This is a genomic window from Pseudoalteromonas sp. SG44-17, assembly GCF_014164235.1.
Lineage (GTDB): Bacteria > Pseudomonadota > Gammaproteobacteria > Enterobacterales > Alteromonadaceae > Pseudoalteromonas > Pseudoalteromonas rhizosphaerae.
The window spans coordinates 44,252-63,793 of sequence record NZ_JACJEV010000018.1; the positions used below are offsets into that span (position 1 = coordinate 44,252).

Below are 19,542 nucleotides of genomic sequence, written 5' to 3' on the forward strand. Positions count from 1 at the left end.
CTTAGTAACTGCCATGGCTGTTATTTTCAATTTCTTCTACGGTTACTTTGCGCCACATTTTCACATAACACCATGTGGTGTAAAGTAAAATAAGTGGCACAAAAATACTTACTGCAATAAACATTACATTCAATGTTCTATGGCTAGAAACCGCATCCCATATTGTTAAACTAATATCAGGGTGATTACTTGATGGCATAATAAATGGGAATAAGGACATTCCAGCCGTCATGATCACACCGCCAAGCATTAAGCTTGTTGCTATTAATGCCAGGCCCGGTCTATTAATTTTTGAACATATCCACGCTAATGCAGCCATTAAAAAAGCGACCGCAGGGAACAGCATAGTTAAAGGCATTTGTTGATAATTGTTTAACCAAGCACCTGCAGAGGTGGTTACTGTTTTATCTAGTGGGTTTGCAAAGCCTTGCGTATCACCCATCGAGATTATTTGGTAACCATCAAGATTAGCAATCCAAATACCTGCAACAGCAAATAACACGATGAATGCTAACAGTGCATAACGACCATATTGCGCTGAGCGACGAGCAACATCACTGTCTGTACGCAGCTGTAACCACATACCGCCATGGGCAAGTAACATAGTTACGCTGATCAAGCCGGCTAATAAGGCAAATGGATTTAATAATGCAAAGAAAGATCCTTGGTAGCTGGTTCTAAGGTATTCATCAATACTAAATGGCACACCTAAAAACAGATTGCCAAAGGCCACGCCAAATACCAGAGCAGGAATGGCACTGCCAGCAAATAAGCCCCAATCCCAATTGTTACGCCAGCGTGGAGAGTCAATTTTGCTGCGATAGTCAAAACCCAAAGGTCTAAAAAATAAGGCAAACAATACCAACATCATAGCAAAGTAAAAGCCCGAAAATGCAGCCGCATAAACCATCGGCCACGCTGCAAATAAGGCACCACCTGCGGTGATAAACCATACTTGGTTACCATCCCAGTGTGGACCTACCGTATTGATCACCACACGGCGTTCACTGTCGGTTTTACCAACTAACTTGATAAGCATAGCCACGCCCATGTCCATACCATCGGTGATTGCAAAACCAATTAACAATACGCCGATGATAACCCACCAAAGTAACTTTAACGTTTCATAATCGAAAATCATGATTTTGCTCCTTGCTCGTCAGTTATTTGGTCGCCATTAGTATGGTCATCTAAATGTTCAAAGTGATATTTACCAGTGTGCAATGAACTTGGTCCTATTTTTACAAATCGCAGCATCAGCCAGCCTTCGACAATAGCAAGGCCGGTGTAGAATACGATAAAGCCGGTTAAGCTTATTAAAATATCATTGACAGTCAGTGACGAGGTCGCTAAAAAGGTCGGCAGTATTTCTGAAATTGCCCACGGCTGACGGCCATACTCGGCAACTATCCAGCCAAATTCAATTGCTATCCAAGGTAGAGGGATACTCCACACCGCAGCCCACAATAACCAACGTTTTTGTTCAATCACACGATGTGCATTGTAATAAAAAGACAATACAAATACGCCCAGCATAATCACACCACAGCCAACCATGATCCTAAATGACCAAAACATCGGGCCTACTTGAGGGAACGAATCTTTAACGGCTTGCTGAATTTGTGCTTCAGTTGCATCCACTACATTTGGTGTATAACGCTTTAACAATAAGCCGTAACCTAAATCAGCTTTGAGGGTGTCAAACTTAGCAATATTCTCAGCTGAGTCATCACCACTGCGCAGTTTTTCAAGGTATTTATAAGCGATCATACCGTTACGAATACGCACTTCGTGTTGTTTTTCTAAATCATTAATGCCGGTAACTTGCTCATCTAACGAGCGGGTCGCTATTAAGCCTAGCGCATACGGGATTTTAACAGCAGCATGGGTCACTTGTTTATCTGAATCAGGGATCCCCACTAACGTAAACGCAGCGGGTGCTTCCTCGGTGTGCCATTCAGCTTCAATAGTTGCCAGTTTTACTTTTTGTACTTCACCGACTTCATAGCCTGATTCATCGCCAAGTAAAATAACACACAATACTGAGGCTAAACCAAAGCCGCTAGCGACTGAAAAAGAGCGTTTTGCAAAAGCGAGATCACGGCCCTTAAGGATATACCAACTACTGATCCCCAATACGAACATGGATGCGGCAACATAGCCCGCAGACACAGTATGAATAAACTTAACTTGTGCGACAGGGTTAAACACAAGCTCGGCAAAACTCGTCATTTCCATGCGCATAGTTTGATAGTTAAATTCAGCACCGACAGGGTTTTGCATCCAACCATTAGCGACTAATATCCACAGCGCAGACATATTAGTACCAATAGCCATTAAAAAGGTTGCACCTAAATGCTGGCGTTTACTGAGCCGCTCCCAGCCTAAAAAGAACATACCCACAAAGGTCGATTCTAAAAAGAATGCCATTAACCCTTCTATCGCAAGGGGAGCGCCAAATACATCGCCCACATAATGAGAGTAATAAGACCAGTTAGTACCAAATTCAAACTCCATGGTAAGGCCTGTGGCTACACCAATGGCGAAGTTAATGCCAAATAGTTTACCCCAAAACTTGGTCATATCACGGTAGATTTCTCGGCCGGTCATTACATAAACCGACTCCATGATCACTAAAATCCAGGTCATACCTAGAGTCAGTGGTACAAATAAAAAGTGAAACAGGGCGGTGACAGCAAACTGTAATCGCGATAGATCCACAAAGGTTTCATCTATCATTTTTTATAGCTCCTTGTATGTGCGGGCGAGTCACAAAACAAATAAAGTAAGCAAAAGTTAGTTAATAAAGTTTCAGTAATTATTGAAACTTTATGTATTATTCTCTTTTGGTTAATTATTGTCAATCACAACATGGATAAATATTACCCCATTATGATTAATGCGACGCTTTTTAATCAGCTTTAGTTAGTGGAACACAGAGCTTAACTATTTACCAATATATGTTTGAAAAACAGGCAAATAGTTCTGGTTGTATCAGTAAAGGTACGTTGGTGAAGGTTTCTCTAATTTATTCAGGGTGTGTCATTTAATCGCGCAGTAAAACAAGCTAGACTACTGCCTATGACCGTCTTGTTGACTTGTGAATAAAAAACAGCCATGAATAAAGATAAACAGCCACTACGTATAGCGATTGTAGTTGGAGAGCTCTCTGGTGATATTTTAGGTGAAGGCCTAATTAAAGCATTGAAACAGCGCTACCCTGATGCCATTTTTGAAGGTATTGCAGGGCCGAAAATGCAGGCGCAAGGCTGTAGTAGCTTATTTGATATGGAAGAGTTAGCTGTAATGGGCTTAGTGGAAGTGCTAGGCCGATTACCGCGGTTATTAAAAATTCGCAAGCAACTAGTCCAACACTTTATTGATAACCCGCCAGACGTTTATATCGGTATTGATGCACCTGACTTTAATTTACGGGTTGAAAAGCCGTTAAAAGATGCTGGTATTAAAACGATTCAATATGTAAGTCCATCAGTGTGGGCATGGCGAGAAAAACGTATTCACAAAATCAGCGCTGCAACCAATATGGTGCTGGCTTTATTACCGTTTGAAAAAGCATTTTACGATAAACATAATGTGCCATGTACTTTTGTTGGCCATACACTGGCTGATGATATTGCCCTTGAGCATGACGACAGCGCAGCGCGTCAACAATTAGGTTTAAGCCTTGATGATAAAGTACTGGCATTATTGCCAGGTAGTCGAGGCTCAGAAGTAGGGTTGCTTAGTGAAACTTACCTTAAAACAGCGGCCGGGCTACAAGCTAAAAATCCTGATTTAAAAATAGTGGTGCCATTAGTAAATGAGCAACGCAAAGCACAATTTAGTGCTATTTTGGCAGCTACAGCGCCACAACTAAATATTCAGTTGTTGGATGGGCAATCGAACCTTGCTATGCAAGCGGCAGATGTGATTTTAATTGCATCAGGTACCGCGACCCTGGAAGGGATGCTTTATAAAAAACCTATGGTGGTTGGCTATAAAATAAAAGCCCTAAGTTATTGGATTTTTAAAAGTTTATTCACTTTTAATATTAAATACTTTTCGTTACCAAACTTATTAGCTGACGAAGAGCTAGTGCCTGAATTTATGCAGCATGATTGCAGCGTTGAAAACCTAACGAACGCCCTTGAACCAATGCTAAATAGTGATAATCGCGAGTTGAAAGCGCGTTTTTTAGCCATTCACCAGCAAATACGCTTAAATGCTAGTGAGCAAGCAGCCACTGCTGTTGCGGAGATTATAGATGCAAATTGAACGACCTAACCTCAGCTTTATCGCTGGCGTTGACGAAGTCGGCCGTGGGCCATTAGTTGGCGATGTAGTGACCGCTGCGGTGATCCTCGATCCAGCTAAACCGATAGCTGGTCTTGCGGATTCAAAAAAGTTAACCGATAAAAAACGCCAAGCACTGGCAATTGAGATCAAAGAAAAAGCGCTGTGTTGGTCCATTGGCCGATGTAGCCCCACAGAAATCGACGAGTTAAATATTCTCCATGCCACTATGCTGGCAATGACTCGTGCGGTTGAAGGCTTAAGTACCACCCCTGAGTTTGTATTTGTCGATGGCAATCGCCTACCTGCGCTCAGTATGCCGGCACAAGCCGTAATAAAAGGCGACAGTCTAGTGGCAGAGATCTCAGCAGCATCCATTATTGCTAAAGTTGCCCGTGATGATGAAATGATTGAGCTTGATAAACGCTATCCAGAATATGGTTTTGCAGGTCATAAAGGCTACCCAACCAAGGCACATTTTGCTGCTCTTGAGCAGTACGGCGCCATTAGTGAACATCGTAAAAGCTTTAAACCAGTACAACGTGTACTGGCGATGCAGGAGAAGTAATGGCAGCTCCAGATTTTGTGCATTTACGGGTACATTCAGACTTTTCAATGGTCGATGGTTTAGCGAAAACTAAACCGATTGTCGCCAAAGCGCAGGAATTACAATTACCGGCATTGGCTATTACCGACCAAATGAACTTATGTGGTTTAGTGCGCTTTTACGACACCGCTCATAATGCGGGTATTAAACCAATTGTTGGTGCTGATTTTTGGTTACACAGCCCAGAGTTTCCAGAAGGGCCTTGTCGGTTAGTTATTTTAGCTAAAGATAATGTCGGTTATAAAAATCTTACCCTTTTAATCTCTAAAGCGTATCAACGTGGGCATTTATTTCATCGCCCTGTTATTGAACGAGATTGGTTAGTTGAGCACAAAGAAGGGCTTATTTTACTCTCTGGTGCCAAAGATGGCGATTTAGGTAAAGCGCTATTAAAAGGCAACCCAGCCACAGTTGAGTCGGTGGTTAGTTTTTATAAACAGCATTTTAGTGATAACTACTATATTGAGTTGATACGTACTAAGCGTACACAAGAAGAAGACTATTTACACTTAGCGGTTGAGCTTGCAACCGTTGAGCAATTGCCAGTGGTGGCTACCAACGAAGTGGTATTTTTGAAGCCTGAAAACTTCGAGGCCCACGAAATACGCGTAGCAATATTTGACGGCTATACGCTTGATGATAAACGCCGACCAAAGCGCTTCTCTGAAGAGCAGTACTTAAAAACCCCAGCACAAATGGCTGAGCTGTTTAGTGATATCCCAGAAGCGCTGAAAAACAGTGTGGAAATCGCCAAACGCTGTAATGTGACGGTGCAGCTTGGTACGTATTTCTTACCAGATTACCCAACCGGCTCATTAAAAATTGAAGACTTCTTGGTGAAAGTATCCCGAGACGGTCTTGAAGAGCGCCTACAGTTTTTATTCCCTGATGAAGCGGACCGAGCAGAAAAACGTGCTGAATACGACGAGCGTTTGCAAATCGAGCTCGATGTAATTAACCAAATGGGTTTCCCTGGTTACTTCTTGATCGTAATGGAGTTCATCCAGTGGAGTAAAGATAACAATATTCCAGTTGGTCCAGGACGTGGTTCAGGTGCGGGTTCGTTAGTGGCGTACGCGCTGAAAATTACCGATCTTGATCCGCTTGAATTTGATTTACTGTTCGAGCGCTTCTTGAACCCTGAACGTGTATCAATGCCGGATTTCGACGTCGATTTCTGTATGGATAGACGCGATGAAGTAATCGATCACGTATCGGCTCTATATGGACGAGACGCGGTATCACAGATCATTACTTTTGGTACTATGGCAGCAAAAGCGGTAATACGCGATGTTGGCCGAGTACTTGGCCACCCGTACGGATTTGTTGACCGTATATCAAAACTGATCCCAGGCGATCCCGGCATGACGTTGGCAAAAGCGTTTGATGTTGAGCCACGCCTGCAAGAAGCTTACGATGGCGATACAGAAGTAAAAGACTTAATCGATATGTGTCGCATCCTTGAAGGCTGTACACGTAACGCTGGTAAACATGCCGGCGGTGTGGTTATTTCACCGACTACAATTACTGATTTTGCCGCCCTGTATTGTGACGATGAAGGTAAGTTTCCGGTTACTCAGTTTGATAAAAATGACGTAGAGACCGCCGGATTAGTAAAGTTTGACTTCTTAGGTCTACGAACCCTGACCATTTTGCAATGGGCAGTTGATATGACTAATGAGCGCTTAACCCGAGAGGGCAAAGAGTCAATAGATATCAACACCATTCCACTGAATGATAAAAAGAGTATAGAGCTGCTATTAAGAGCAGAAACTACCGCGGTATTCCAACTTGAATCCCGGGGTATGAAAGACTTAGTAAGGCGCTTAAAGCCCGATTGCTTTGAAGATATGATCGCCTTGGTAGCCTTGTTTCGTCCCGGGCCATTGCAGTCAGGCATGGTAGATAACTTCATCGACCGAAAACTTGGTCGCGAAGAAATTTCTTATCCAGATGCACAATATCAACACGAAAGCTTAAAGCCTATTTTGGAGCCGACTTACGGCATTATCTTGTATCAAGAACAAGTAATGCAAATTGCTCAGGTACTGGCAGGTTACACCTTAGGTGGCGCCGATATGTTACGTCGTGCAATGGGTAAGAAAAAGCCAGAAGAGATGGCAAAACAGCGTTCAACATTTGAAGATGGTGCGCGAAATAACGGCATTGACGGCGAACTGGCGATTAAGATCTTCGACTTGGTAGAGAAGTTCGCAGGCTACGGTTTCAATAAATCGCACTCCGCAGCCTATGCGTTAGTATCTTACCAAACGCTGTGGATGAAAACCCATTATCCTGCTGAATTTATGGCGGCGGTGATGTCGGCTGATATGGATAATACTGAAAAAATCGTCACCTTGGTTGATGAATGTGAGAACATGAAACTCACTTTATTACCGCCTGATGTAAATGCCGGTGCCTATAAGTTTACAGTAAACCTCAAGGGTGAAATTGTTTATGGTATTGGTGCTATCAAAGGCGTGGGTGAAGCGCCTGTAGATGCAATTTTAGAAGCGCGAAGTAACGGTGGGCCATTTAAAGACCTATTCGATTTTTGTGCGCGGGTAGATTTAAAACGTATCAATAAACGCGTAACCGAAAAACTTATTTACGCCGGTGCGCTTGATCAACTCGGTCCCGAGAAAACGCAACCAGCGCGTGCTACGTTATTGGCAAGCTTAAAAGATGCGATGAAAGCGGCTGATCAGCATCATAAAGCAGAGTCGTTAGGGCAAACTGATTTATTTGGTTTATTAGCGACAGAGCCGGATGAAGTCGAGCAAGCATTTATAAAAGCCACGCCACTGACTGATAACCAATGGCTTGATGGGGAAAAAGAAACCTTAGGCTTATATTTAACCGGGCACCCAATAAATCAGTATCGTAAAGAGCTGAAATATTACACCAGTGGTAAATTAGTGGATTTACAGCCAACTAATCGTGATGTGCAATCAACCGCTGCAGGCCTTGTTATAGCTGCACGTACACTAGTAAATAAAAAGGGAAATCGTTGGGGGCTTGTAACTTTAGATGACAAGAGTGCCCGTATTGATGTACGCTTATTCCCAGAACAGTTTGAAATGTACCAAGATATGCTGCAAATCAACAATATCTTGGTAATATCTGGACAGGTCAGCTTTGATAACTTCTCCGGTGGTATTACAATGACCGCCAGAGACATATGCACCATCGCGCAAGCGCGCGAAAAACGTATTAAAGCGATTAAAATGACGCTAAATATGGTGCAAATCGAAGCCAACTTCTTCGATAAATTACAAAAAGTACTCGAACCTTATAAGTTTGGTACTTGTCCGATTAAGGTTTACTATCAGCGTCCAGATGCGTTGGCACAGTTAACCCTCGGGACAGAATGGTGTGTTACGCCTAGTGATGACTTAATTCATAAGTTATCGTTAATGGCGGCGCAAGATGTAGAACTAGAATTTAACTAATTAGGTAGTTTAGAGCATGAGCCTCAATTATCTTGATTTTGAGCTTCCAATCGCAGAGTTAGAAGCAAAAATTGAAGAGTTACAAAATATAAGCCGCGCTGGCGATTTAGACCTTGAGTTAGAAGAGGAAGTCAGTCGATTAAAAGAGAAAAGCGCTAAAATGAAAGAGGAAATATTCTCTAAATTAGGTGCTTGGCAGGTTTCTCAGTTAGCCCGTCATCCGTTGCGTCCTTATACTCGAGATTATATCGAGCGTATTTTCACGGAATTTGACGAGTTTGCTGGCGATCGTACTTTTGCGAATGATCCGGCAATTTTAGGCGGTGTTGCACGCTTTGAAGGTCAACCAGTGATGGTTATTGGCCAACAAAAAGGCCGTGACACAGCTGAAAAAATTAAACGCAACTTTGGTATGCCAAAGCCTGAAGGTTACCGTAAAGCATTACGCTTAATGGAAATGGCAGAGCGTTTTAAAATGCCAATTATGACCTTTATCGACACCCCAGGTGCATACCCTGGTGTTGGCGCTGAAGAGCGAGGCCAATCTGAAGCAATCGCACGTAACCTTAAAGTGATGGCAGCATTAAAAGTGCCAACAATTTGTACGGTTATTGGTGAAGGTGGCTCAGGTGGTGCTCTAGCCATTGGTGTAGGTGATCGCGTTAACATGTTGCAGTACAGTACTTACTCGGTGATTTCACCAGAAGGTTGTGCATCAATTTTGTGGAAGAGCGCTGATAAAGCCCCTCTTGCTGCAGAAGCGATGGGTGTAACCGCTGAGCGTGTTAAAGAGCTTGATTTGATCAACAGCTTAGTTGAAGAGCCATTAGGTGGCGCACACCGTAACTACGAAGGTATGGCGCGTAACCTGAAAAATCAACTTAAGCGCGATTTAGCTGATTTACAAGCTCTGTCACTGGATGAGATGCTTGATCAACGCTATAAACGTTTAATGTCGTTTGGCTATTGTTAAGATAAACAAAACAACCAAATTGATGAAAAAAAGCCGCTATTGCGGCTTTTTTGTTTTAGAATGCTTTGGAGCTTGGAGCACTACTAAATTTAAGTTGATGGTTACTCATGCAAACAACATCGTTATACCAACAAGTAAAAAATGCCATTACGCCTTATACCGATGAGCACAAAACCGCATTTACGGTAGCGCTCTCTGGTGGTGTGGATTCGGTGGTATTACTGCATATAATGAATGCGCTAAAAGCTGAAATACCGCAACTGCAATTAAGCGCAGTTTATGTTAATCATGGTTTAAGTCAGTATGGCGACGATTGGCAGCATTTTTGCGAAAAACTATGTGCAATAGTAAAAGTTCCTTTTTACTCGGCTCAGGTAAAAATCACCAATAAATCACGCACGAGTCTAGAAGAGCTCGCCCGCGATGCTCGGTATCAGGCACTTGATCAGCATAGCCCAAGCGGCAGTATTATTTTGCTAGGGCAGCACTTAAATGATCAACTAGAAACGTTTTTATTGAGACTAAAACGGGGCTCAGGATTACAAGGCCTATCATCTATGCGGCAAACTCGCACCTTGAGTTCTGGGCGAGAATGTTTACGGCCACTGCTGAACACCACACGACACAGTATTGAACAATTTGCTACCGAGTTTAAGCTTGAGCATATTACCGATGATTCAAATACGGATGAGCGCTTTGATCGCAACTTTATTCGTCAGCAAATAGTGCCTCTATTAAGTGAACGATTTACCGGCTTTGAGAAAAGCGCAGCGCGCAGTGTTAACCTTCTTCAACAGCAGCAAGATGTACTTGATGAATACACTCAGTTAGATTTAAGGCAATGCCAAAATACCCAGCAAGGGTTAAGTTGTTTACAGCTAGCAAATTTTAGCGCTGCGCGCCAAGCAAATGTTTTGCGTTGTTGGCTTGGACAATTTACGACGCTTATGCCATCACAACAACAAACTCAGCAAATACTTACACAAGGTTTAACAGCAAAAGCTGATGCGCAGCTACTTATTCAGTTAACGGATGGGCAAGTTCGCCGGCATCAAAAATTTTTATATTTTGTACGTGAAACAACCGTTCCTGACAGCCAATCACTAACTGCTCAAAACCAGTTACTTTCAGATGGTCGTACCCTAATACAATTATCAGGTATAGGAGTTAGAAAACCATTGCTTGATGAACACGTTTCTGTCCAGTTTAATTGTCCACAGGCGCGTATTAAACCGCTTAAAAAACCGGGTCACAACAGCATTAAACATTGGTTTAAAGATGCAAAAGTAGCGCCATGGTTACGTGCTAATGTGCCACTTATTTTTTATAATGAGCAATTAGTTTATGTCGTAGGGCATTTTATAAGTGCAGAACACGCCGATGAAAAAGGTATATTTTGGGAGATAAAAACATGACAACGTCACAGCCACACGTTGGTTTATCACTAGTCAATAAAGCACCGTTAGGGCTAATAGTTACAGCCGTTATAGCGGGCATTGCCACGGTAATGTTTGAGCTTGAGCTATTAACGTTAGCGTATTCGGTTTTAGGTGGTTTGGTGTGTGCAATTATTTTAATTGCGTACTGGTTAGGTAAAGGTGGACTATTTTTTATTGTTGGGGTGAGTATTCCATTATTAATGGTCATTGTTGTACCACTAACCAGCATGGCTGCTTTGTTATACCTAATTAGTGGTTTCTTTTTTGGTTTTTGCTTAGCACTATTAGGTTATAAGTTATTAGCCAAGTCAGATAATTAGTATAATTATAAAAGAAAGCCTAGTGGGGGAACTAGGCTTACCTTTAATTAATACGCTTTAGCGCAGTTACGCCCTGATGCTTTGGCCTTGTATAAACCTTTATCGGCGCGGGCAAAAATCTCATTCTCACAATCTTTGCTGTTTGCCAAAGTAAATCCAATGCTGGTGGTGACTTCATATTGTTTCATTAAACTTGACTGAGTCACTAACTGCATTACTCGCTGAGCAATCACTTTATTTGTGGTAAATTCAGGATCATCGATTAATACTGCAAACTCATCACCACCAAAACGAAATACAGAATCAGTCCCGCGAATACTACTGCATAAAACGTTGGCAAACTCTTGTAATACGTCATCGCCAATTTTATGACCGTAGCTATCATTAACTTGTTTAAAGTTATCTAAATCTAACAACATTAGACTAAATGGACGATGATGGCGGCGAAAACGCTCTAATTTCTGAGCCAAAATAGCATCAAACTGACTACGATTATTAAGTCCTGTTAAAGTGTCTTTAGTAGCTAGCTTTAGCACGCGGCTATACATTAATGCATTACGTAATGGATAAACCAATACGCTGTGTAAGCCAACTAACTTTTGCTTGATACTTCCCGAAAGCGGGTATTGGCAAAAATAGATAAGCTGCCCTAAATGTTCATTATTTATGTCTAAATTAAATGAATATGGCGGTTTACTATTATCACTATTAGGGATTTGTGCCACTCCAAGAGACGACTGAAACTGCAAGCCTGAAAAATTTATGATTTGTTTTGCATGCTCAGCATAAATCGTTAATAGCTCTTCTATATTTAACGTTGTTTGCAGTTTTTCGAGCAAACTATGAATAGCAGCAGGTTCATTATTACGGTAATGCTCTGCCGAAAACGGCAGAAACTCGCCACGTGCCGAGATGCGCTGCGTCAAAATATGGACATTTTCCATGGTTTTCTCCCCCTAGGAGTTTGTTATTACTTTTCTAAGCGATTTTTGTGCCACTATTCCAAACTGGCTGAAAAACAGATAGTTGCTATAGTTAACTCTTAAGTAGCTAAAATTTTGACAGTATGGCAACAGTATAAATAGGAGGTTTATTTGCAAAGTGTATTGGCTCAAATATTTGGCTTATTACTGGCTGCTGTGGTGCTGGTATGGTTATTTAAGCGCATTGGCTTACCGCCGATCCTCGCCTACCTTGCTACTGGCTTATTAGCGGGTAGTCATGGCATTGGCTGGATGGCGCAAAGTCATGAAATACATTTTGTAGCTGAGCTTGGTATTGTATTTTTATTATTTAGTTTAGGGCTGGAGTTTTCTGTTGGCCGCTTAATGGCAATGCGCAATATTGTATTTGGCTTGGGCACGTTGCAAGTAATTGTCACAAGTATTGTGTTTATGCTGATTTTATTGTTGATGGATTTGTCTTTGTTGAGCAGTTTCACTATTGCGACATTAATGGCGCTGTCATCAACAGCGGTGGTGGTTAAATTACTTAAAGAAACCGGCGAACTTAAACAGCGGCGAGGGCAGCTCGCTATCGGAATGTTATTATTTCAAGATATTGCGGTGGTGCCGTTACTCATTACTTTACCTTTACTGGCCCAAAGCAGTGATACTGAAGGCATTGCCTGGGCCCTGACTTTCGCTTTAACTAAAGGCGCATTTGTATGTTTGTTGTTATGGATGATAGGCAAGTGGGTATTGCCAAAAGTCTTTAGCGAAGTTGCATTAATGCGCACCGATGAATTGTTTGTTTTGACCACCTTAGTGGTTGCCTTATTTGCCGCAGGCTTAACGTATTTATTTGGCTTATCGATGGCGCTGGGCGCATTTTTAGCAGGAATGATGCTCGGCGAAAGCCAGTACCGACATCAATTAGAAGCTGATATTCGACCATTTCGCGATATTTTAATGGGCCTATTTTTTGTCACTGTCGGTATGCAGCTCGATATTTTATATGTGTTTGGCGTATGGTATTGGATAGTGGCTGCATTAGCGCTAATGCTAGTATTAAAAATTGGTGTTATTACTTTTTTAGCGCAACTGATGGGCGAGCGAAAACAAGATGCAATTGCAGCAGGCATCATGCTATGGCAAATGGGCGAGTTTGGTTTTGTATTAATTGCGCTTGCTACTAAACACCAATTATTAGCTTTAGATCACGCCTCATTTTTAATTGCTATTGCAGTCATGTCGATGGGCTTAACGCCTTATTTAATAGAATCGACGCCTTGGTTATTAAAACAACTTGGGGTATTAAAAAATCCCAACGGTGAGTGGCAGCAACAGCCTAATAGTAGCACCTTGTATCAAAACCATGTAGTGATCTGTGGGTTTTCTCGGGTTGGGCAAACTATTGCGCGGTTTTTAAAGCCAGAAGCAATAGAGTACGTTGCTGTTGAAAGTAACCCAATACTAGTTCAAGAGGCCAAAGCAGCTGGAGAGCCCGTTATTTTTGGTCATGTAAAACAAAAAGATATTTTAAAATCAGCAGGAGTCGAACGAGCTCGACTAGTGATCATTACTTTCACCGATTTTGAACATGCGCAAATCGTGATCGATGCGATAAAGCAAATAGCTCCTGACGTGAAAATACTGGTACGCATGCGCGATGATAGTCATCTCGAAGCACTCAAAGAGCTTGGCGTGACTGAGGTGGTGCCAGAAACACTGGAAGCGAGCTTAATGTTAGTGTCGCACGTGTTGTCTATGTCGGGCGTGCCGATGTCGCGTATTGTTAGGCGGGTTAGCAAAGAGCGGCGTAACCGTTACCAATTTTTACATGGTTTTTTTGCTGGAGATCAATTTGATAGTGAAGAAAACAACGCCGAGCGGCTTGAGTATTTACACGTTATGGCACTGCCAGAAAACGCCTTTGCGGTTGCTAAAAATATTAATGAATTAAATCTCGAAAAACGTAAAGTATCAGTGCGAGCATTACGACGCAAAGACCGTGAAATTGATAGTCCATCGCTGCACACTGTTTTACTCGCCGGAGATATTCTTGTACTACAAGGTAAACCCCGACGAGTAGAGCGGGTAGAGTGCTATTTACTCGATGGTACGGATTAGTGAATAGTTAACTGTTAATCGAGCTCTAAAAATTCGCGTATCTGTGGCAGTTTCTCTAAACCATCTTTATAACCAATTTCAATCAAATGCTGGGTATAGCGTTTTTCAAACAATAAGTAACTGGTTAAACTCGATTGAGAACGTTTTTTAACTCCGATCATGCGCAGTAATATTTTAATGGCTAAAGGCATATCACTGTAATAGTTTGCAGCAATGGCATTAAAGTTTTCTGATGGATTGATCACAAAACTTTGTATTTGCTTTAATTCTTGGTGTTTATCACGCCCAGGTAACAAACCTAAAGTTCGGTTAATTCGTTCAAGGCGCTCAAGATCTGACTGTAAGGTGTCGGTAAACACACTGTCGAGCAAATGGCCCGCAATCGAGGATAACCCTGGGAAGTGAGGTAGATAACCCGGCGGATGAGCTTCTTTGGGCTGATCAACACCGATAATAAATATTTTTTCAGCGCCTAAATGGACACATGGACTCAGTGGCGATAATTGGTGAATAGAGCCATCACCAAAGTAGTGGTTGTATACATTTACGCTCGGAAACACCATAGGAATTGCACTGGACGCCATTAAATGTTCAACGTTAATACGTGCCGCTTGGCCTTCGCGTTTAGCGCGCCGCCAAGGTGACTGTGTATTAGATTGAAAAAACGCCACAGAATCACCCGTGGTATAGCTTGATGCGGTGATTGACAGCGCATCTAAATAATTACGGTGTAAATTACGCTCAATGCGAGTTAAATCTAAAATTTCATTAAGTAAATTACGTAAAGGCTGATTATTCAACAAGCTCGCTGGTGGATGATTAATATGTTCAGATTGAAAACTAGTCAGCATGTTACGCATTAAATGGCCAAACACGCTGATAAAATCACTTTTATATACCATTGAGGTAGAAAAGTTTTTCCAAACAGATTCCAGTTTACGTACCGCCAAATGGGTGCATGAAGCATAGCTTGCTAGCGCAGCTGAATTGATCGCTCCGGCAGATGTACCATTAATAATAGTAAATGGCAGCGGGGCGGTACGCGGCATACTTTGCGCGAGCGCTTTAAGAACCCCAACTTGGTAAGCGGCACGTGCACCACCACCGGTCAGTAACAGAGCAACTTTAGGTTTGTTTTTATCGATTTGCTTGATTTTCATAGTTGAGTTTCGTCGTTGCAATTAAGCGGTTAAGCGTCTTTACTTTATTTATTAACTGTAAGTCTTTAAGCTAGAAGAATCAAAGGATACCTTAGCTACGTTAATAATTATTAGTGTAGGCTATGAATTAAATCCATTTAGGGTACTCTTACTGTTATCGCATTTTAATATTTATGGAGTTCGTATGTCAGATCAACCATCAGCGTCAGATGTTCAAAAACGTCCACCGAATAATAACCTTTTATTTGCAGGCATCATTTTAATTATTATCATTATTGCTGCAGCGTTTGTGTTATTAAACTCAAGTGATGAGTCACAAACAGCAACCGAAGTTGAGCAACCCGTAGCAGAGCGCCCCATGATGGAGCTAAAACCAGAGAACGATCCGGTTGTTAATGCCCCATCTGTTAATCCTGAAAAGCCTGCTGATTTAGCCGTGCCAACACCACGCCCAGTAGAGCCTGAGCCGCAAGTAGAACCACTACCTACTCTTGATGAAAGCGATCCTGTCGTTGTTGCTAAGTTAGACGAATACTTAGGTGATGCAGCTATGAGTTTGGTTATAAACGACGATGTTATTCGTCGCGGTGTGGTATTTATAGATAATCTTGCCAAAGGTAAAATTGCCCAAAAACACACTCCCGTTATTAAGTTAGAAGAAGGCTTTAGTGTAGTAGAGGGTGATATTCTTACCATTGATCCAAACAGCTATGAGCGTTATACCCCTTATGTAAAAATCTTTACTAGCATGAGTGCAGCACAAATCGTACGTTTATACGATGAGTACAAACCACTTATCAATGATGCGTATACAGAAATTGGCTATCAAGGTGATGCGTTTAATCAAACACTTACTGACGCCATAGAATTGCTGCTAGATACCCCAGAGCCAAAAGGGGATATGCCACTGTTACGTGATTCAGTAACTTATCAATATGCTTACTCAGAATGGGAACGCCTACCGGCTGCACAAAAACAACTGCTACGCATGGGCCCTGAAAACATGAAAAAAATAAAAGCTGTACTACGTAACGTAAAAAAAGAGTTAGATAATCAATAATCTTACTTAAATCGTTTAAAAAACAGTGCGATTGTATGTTTAACATGCAATCGCACTTTCTTTTTGTGTTTCCCCTTGAATAACACAGCAAAAGTAGAGATAATCCCTCCCGCGCCAACCAAGGCCCTCAATGGTAGTCTTATTGGTCCTCTCGCAACACTAGCAGGCGAACCTGGTCAGGCCCGGAAGGGAGCAGCCACAGTTTGTGACGTGTGTGCCGAGATGTGGCTGGTAAGACTGCCACCCAAATTCCTCATTTGAGTGTTGTTTGAAGTATAAGTTGACATATTTGTACTAAAAGATGGCATAAATTGGAAGTATAAGGTGGCATAGTCTAGTATTTAACCAAATGGTTAGGTGGTTGACTCACATGTACAGAAGAAAACGCAAACCCCCCGTGTTAAAAACCTCCATAAATTTGCTAGTCAAAAAAATAAATCTACCTGTTTAGTTGAATCCTCTTGAATATCCCAACGTAACTCAAGCCTAAACTTCTCAACATTGTTAATACCTAAACCACGATGAATTAATTCAATTTCATCTAAAGGGCTTGAGCTTAAATTAACTTTTCCATTGCTGAGCATTTCTACAAATTTATGATTAGCACTAGGTTGAATATCGCTAGGTATACATACACCAAAGCCAGAAAAGTTATATTTAATAATAGCACTTCTGTTACCCAGCTGATGGTCGGGTTAGAGCCATCAGCGGTCATTCAGGTGAGTCTTCATTAGTTTGGTAAGAATAAGAAGAAACATTCCTCCTTTTTACATGTTTATATGAGTTACAGAAAGCATAATATTTATAACTGGCAATCACTTACACTATTTGCTATTAATGTAAGTTCACAAAATAAGGACGTTTTCGCGCTAAAATAGAGAAAGTATCCTCTGATTAAGTTGTTATATCGCTCTACCAACTCTACGTGTTACTCAAAAGGATTTAAGATGATTCCAAAAATCAAGAAATTAATAATCAAAAACTTTGGTTGTATAGGGGCTAATGAAGTAACTGTAGATATTGATAAGATAGTTGTTTTAGTCGGTGCTAATAATGCTGGTAAAAGTACTATTTTGAGAGCTTTTGAAGTCGTTACAGATTGCTTGAAATTAGAACAAGATGATTTCCACAATAAACAGGTTAAACCTGAATCTTTTCCGGAAGTTCAGGTTTATTCTTTAGCAACAGAAGAAACTAAACCCGGTGATGAGTGGTGCTTGAAACAAGATGATGGGATGTTACTTGTAAGAGAAAAATGGACTTGGAATGGGATCAATGTCGAACCAGTACGTGTAGGCTTTAATGTGAACTTAGGCCGCTATGCCCAAAAAGGTGATGATGAAACTATGCCTTGGGGAATGAATAATAAGGCTAAATCTAAAAGGCCGAAGCCTCATAGAGTAAGCACGTTTGATGATCCAGAAATTCAAGCGAGAGCAATTAAATCACTTTTGAAAAGTTTATTAGATGAGGGAATTAAACAGTACAAAGAAAATGATGCTGATGAAAAGACTGTTTATGAAAAGGTATTAGATTCTTTGGACAAGCTAAGAAAAGATACCAAGGCAACTCAAAATCAAAGTGTTCAAGATTTAGAGACAACAGCAAACGAAATAATCGGGAAAATATTTCCAAACCATGAATTATCAATTTTAGCTCCTGAAAGTAATTCTACTATTAAAGTAGATTTGCTAGGAGATGAATTCGACGTTCAAATGGGAGCTATAGGTGGCGAAAAATTCCCCCTGAATAAACAAGGAAGTGGAAGTCGAAGAACTGCTTTGTGGACTATTCTCAAACTTTTAGCTGATAAGGGCATCAAAGCTAAAAATACAACATCTAAGTCGGCAAAATCTCAGCATGAAAAATTGGGAAATAATACATCACACGTATTATTGTTGGATGAACCAGAAGTTAGCTTACACCCAACTGCAATAGATAGTGCCAGAGATGTTCTGTATTCATTACCAGAAAGTGATAATTGGCAAGTAATGATAGCTACACACTCACCAAACTTTATTGATCTTAGTAAAGACCATACAACAGTCATTAGGGTTGAGAAAAATGAGCACCGGAACATAAAAACAACCACTCTATATAGGCCAGAAGATGCGAATTTGGATGATGACGACAAAGAAAATTTGAAATTAACAAATTTATTTGACTCTCATATTTCACAAGCTTTCTTTGGGGGTAGAGTCCTAGTAGTTGAAGGTGACACTGAATATTCAGCATTTGGTTACATTAAAGATAAAGAAACCTCTAAAAACAATTTTGAATATCATGATCTTAATATTGTAAGAGCCAGAGGTAAAGTAACGGTAGCATCAATGATGAAAGTGCTAAATCACTTTAAAGGCCAGTATTACGTTTTACATGATACCGATACACAAAAATGTATGTCAAAACGAAGAAATAAAGATAAAAGCAAAGATGGTTGCATTGCGTACGATGTATTTGAAATGAATAATCCAGCGTGGACAAATAATGGAAAAATACAAGCTCAGATGCAACCTGAATCAAAAGTGGTTGCGTCAATAGTTAACTTTGAAGAGGCTTATTTTTCAGAAACAGTTGCAAATGATAAACCTGAAAACTGTATTAATAATATCAAAACAGATCCAGATATGTATTCCAATATTAAGCAGTTGCTAGATGCGATTTTGGAAAAGGACGGCGTTAAGCTACCAAGTGGTGCCATTGCTTGGACTGATATTAAAGAACTTGATGTTGCGGTAACAAGCTATCAAAATTCTATTGAGCATATTCACACTGAAGATTAGCGATATAACAAGTGAATAAGGTTACGACCGTCCGCTCATGGCACGTGCCAGACTCTAACTTCGAGTCTGGCTTAGGTTCAAATTTAAGCATCGATCTGTTCTGATACTTCTAACGCATCATCAACTTCTATTCCCAATTACCTGACAGTGCTCTCTAGTTTTCTATGGCCAAGTAGAAGCTGACAGGCTCTTAAATTTTTAGTTTTTTTGTAAATTAGTGATGGTTTGGTACGTCTCATTGAATGAGTGCCATATTGAGTCTTATCTAACCCAATTGAGGTGACCCAAGAGTCAACTATACGTCCATATTGACGGGTTGAAAGGTACTTATAATCCATGGATAAGTAAGATTAAATAAGGTTAAGTATCAAAATAAACTTAGAA

At 41.0% G+C, this 19,542-nt stretch carries 14 protein-coding genes, 1 other RNA gene and 1 pseudogene; 10 read left to right on the forward strand and 6 right to left on the reverse strand.

Translation table 11 applies throughout. From position 1 onward, the window contains the following. Position 1: 1 nt before the first annotated feature. Together cydB and H5182_RS13480 are read right to left on the reverse strand one after the other, a co-directional pair. Positions 2 to 1,141 carry a cytochrome d ubiquinol oxidase subunit II gene (gene cydB, locus H5182_RS13475; protein WP_145240499.1) on the reverse strand — a complete coding sequence of 380 codons (1,140 nt, stop codon included), beginning with the start codon at positions 1,139 to 1,141 and terminating at the stop codon, positions 2 to 4. Then, positions 1,138 to 2,739 carry a cytochrome ubiquinol oxidase subunit I gene (locus H5182_RS13480; protein WP_182731386.1) on the reverse strand — a complete coding sequence of 534 codons (1,602 nt, stop codon included), beginning with the start codon at positions 2,737 to 2,739 and terminating at the stop codon, positions 1,138 to 1,140. Before H5182_RS13480 ends, cydB begins: the two co-directional genes overlap by 4 nt. A gap of 378 nt (positions 2,740 to 3,117) precedes the next feature. On the opposite strand from H5182_RS13480, the gene lpxB reads away from it, so the two are divergent. The 6 genes from lpxB (at position 3,118) to H5182_RS13510 (ending at position 11,084) form a co-directional block, all read left to right on the forward strand. Then, positions 3,118 to 4,275, forward strand: a complete 1,158-nt coding sequence (lpxB, locus tag H5182_RS13485) for a lipid-A-disaccharide synthase (RefSeq protein WP_145240502.1) — start codon at positions 3,118 to 3,120, stop codon at positions 4,273 to 4,275. Next, the gene (gene rnhB / locus H5182_RS13490) at positions 4,265 to 4,861 is read left to right on the forward strand and encodes a ribonuclease HII (RefSeq protein WP_145240504.1); all 597 of its coding nucleotides are present in this window, start codon (positions 4,265 to 4,267) and stop codon (positions 4,859 to 4,861) included. Before lpxB ends, rnhB begins: the two co-directional genes overlap by 11 nt. Next, positions 4,861 to 8,352, forward strand: a complete 3,492-nt coding sequence (gene dnaE, locus H5182_RS13495) for a DNA polymerase III subunit alpha (RefSeq protein ID WP_182760168.1) — start codon at positions 4,861 to 4,863, stop codon at positions 8,350 to 8,352. Before rnhB ends, dnaE begins: the two co-directional genes overlap by 1 nt. 16 nt (positions 8,353 to 8,368) lie before the next feature. Beyond that, positions 8,369 to 9,325, forward strand: coding sequence for an acetyl-CoA carboxylase carboxyl transferase subunit alpha (gene accA, locus H5182_RS13500; protein ID WP_145240508.1), 957 nt, complete (start codon positions 8,369 to 8,371; stop codon positions 9,323 to 9,325). A 107-nt stretch (positions 9,326 to 9,432) separates the two neighbouring features. Then, positions 9,433 to 10,740 (forward strand): tRNA lysidine(34) synthetase TilS, encoded by a 1,308-nt coding sequence (tilS, locus tag H5182_RS13505; protein WP_182760169.1) that lies wholly within the window; start codon positions 9,433 to 9,435, stop codon positions 10,738 to 10,740. Further along, positions 10,737 to 11,084, forward strand: coding sequence for a hypothetical protein (locus H5182_RS13510; protein ID WP_182734969.1), 348 nt, complete (start codon positions 10,737 to 10,739; stop codon positions 11,082 to 11,084). Before tilS ends, H5182_RS13510 begins: the two co-directional genes overlap by 4 nt. 47 nt (positions 11,085 to 11,131) lie before the next feature. On the opposite strand, the gene H5182_RS13515 is transcribed toward H5182_RS13510, so the two are convergent. Beyond that, positions 11,132 to 12,028: a GGDEF domain-containing protein gene (locus tag H5182_RS13515; RefSeq protein ID WP_145240514.1), complete on the reverse strand. Its 897-nt coding sequence runs from the start codon at positions 12,026 to 12,028 to the stop codon at positions 11,132 to 11,134. A 150-nt stretch (positions 12,029 to 12,178) separates the two neighbouring features. On the opposite strand from H5182_RS13515, the gene H5182_RS13520 reads away from it, so the two are divergent. Further along, entirely contained in the window at positions 12,179 to 14,155 is a 1,977-nt protein-coding gene (locus tag H5182_RS13520; RefSeq protein WP_145240516.1) for a monovalent cation:proton antiporter-2 (CPA2) family protein, read from the forward strand. A gap of 14 nt (positions 14,156 to 14,169) precedes the next feature. Here the strand turns inward: H5182_RS13520 and H5182_RS13525 are convergent, their stop codons facing one another. After that, positions 14,170 to 15,315: a patatin-like phospholipase family protein gene (locus H5182_RS13525; protein WP_145240518.1), complete on the reverse strand. Its 1,146-nt coding sequence runs from the start codon at positions 15,313 to 15,315 to the stop codon at positions 14,170 to 14,172. Positions 15,316 to 15,499: 184 nt separating this feature from the next. Here H5182_RS13525 and H5182_RS13530 point away from each other — a divergent pair, with 184 nt between their 5' ends. Then, positions 15,500 to 16,375 (forward strand): DUF3014 domain-containing protein, encoded by an 876-nt coding sequence (locus tag H5182_RS13530; protein ID WP_145240520.1) that lies wholly within the window; start codon positions 15,500 to 15,502, stop codon positions 16,373 to 16,375. A 140-nt stretch (positions 16,376 to 16,515) separates the two neighbouring features. Further along, positions 16,516 to 16,612: signal recognition particle sRNA small type (ffs, locus tag H5182_RS13535), an RNA gene on the forward strand. Between the two features lie 188 nt (positions 16,613 to 16,800). Here the strand turns inward: ffs and H5182_RS13540 are convergent. Next, positions 16,801 to 16,959, reverse strand: coding sequence for a hypothetical protein (locus tag H5182_RS13540; RefSeq protein WP_182760170.1), 159 nt, complete (start codon positions 16,957 to 16,959; stop codon positions 16,801 to 16,803). Positions 16,960 to 17,322: 363 nt separating this feature from the next. Here H5182_RS13540 and H5182_RS13545 point away from each other — a divergent pair, with 363 nt between their 5' ends. Continuing rightward, positions 17,323 to 19,158, forward strand: a complete 1,836-nt coding sequence (locus H5182_RS13545; protein ID WP_182760171.1) for an ATP-dependent endonuclease — start codon at positions 17,323 to 17,325, stop codon at positions 19,156 to 19,158. 137 nt (positions 19,159 to 19,295) lie between these two features. Here the strand turns inward: H5182_RS13545 and H5182_RS22555 are convergent. Next, a pseudogene (locus H5182_RS22555) lies at positions 19,296 to 19,484 on the reverse strand (integrase); the annotation flags it as partial. Positions 19,485 to 19,542 lie beyond the last annotated feature (58 nt).

Coding starts and splice junctions, on each gene's coding strand:
- cydB (WP_145240499.1), bottom strand. CDS start 1,141: ATGATTTTCGATTATGAAACGTTAAAGTTACTTTGGTGGGTTATCATC.
- H5182_RS13480 (WP_182731386.1), bottom strand. CDS start 2,739: ATGATAGATGAAACCTTTGTGGATCTATCGCGATTACAGTTTGCTGTC.
- lpxB (WP_145240502.1), top strand. CDS start 3,118: ATGAATAAAGATAAACAGCCACTACGTATAGCGATTGTAGTTGGAGAG.
- rnhB (WP_145240504.1), top strand. CDS start 4,265: ATGCAAATTGAACGACCTAACCTCAGCTTTATCGCTGGCGTTGACGAA.
- dnaE (WP_182760168.1), top strand. CDS start 4,861: ATGGCAGCTCCAGATTTTGTGCATTTACGGGTACATTCAGACTTTTCA.
- accA (WP_145240508.1), top strand. CDS start 8,369: ATGAGCCTCAATTATCTTGATTTTGAGCTTCCAATCGCAGAGTTAGAA.
- tilS (WP_182760169.1), top strand. CDS start 9,433: ATGCAAACAACATCGTTATACCAACAAGTAAAAAATGCCATTACGCCT.
- H5182_RS13510 (WP_182734969.1), top strand. CDS start 10,737: ATGACAACGTCACAGCCACACGTTGGTTTATCACTAGTCAATAAAGCA.
- H5182_RS13515 (WP_145240514.1), bottom strand. CDS start 12,028: ATGGAAAATGTCCATATTTTGACGCAGCGCATCTCGGCACGTGGCGAG.
- H5182_RS13525 (WP_145240518.1), bottom strand. CDS start 15,315: ATGAAAATCAAGCAAATCGATAAAAACAAACCTAAAGTTGCTCTGTTA.
- H5182_RS13530 (WP_145240520.1), top strand. CDS start 15,500: ATGTCAGATCAACCATCAGCGTCAGATGTTCAAAAACGTCCACCGAAT.
- H5182_RS13540 (WP_182760170.1), bottom strand. CDS start 16,959: ATGCTCAGCAATGGAAAAGTTAATTTAAGCTCAAGCCCTTTAGATGAA.
- H5182_RS13545 (WP_182760171.1), top strand. CDS start 17,323: ATGATTCCAAAAATCAAGAAATTAATAATCAAAAACTTTGGTTGTATA.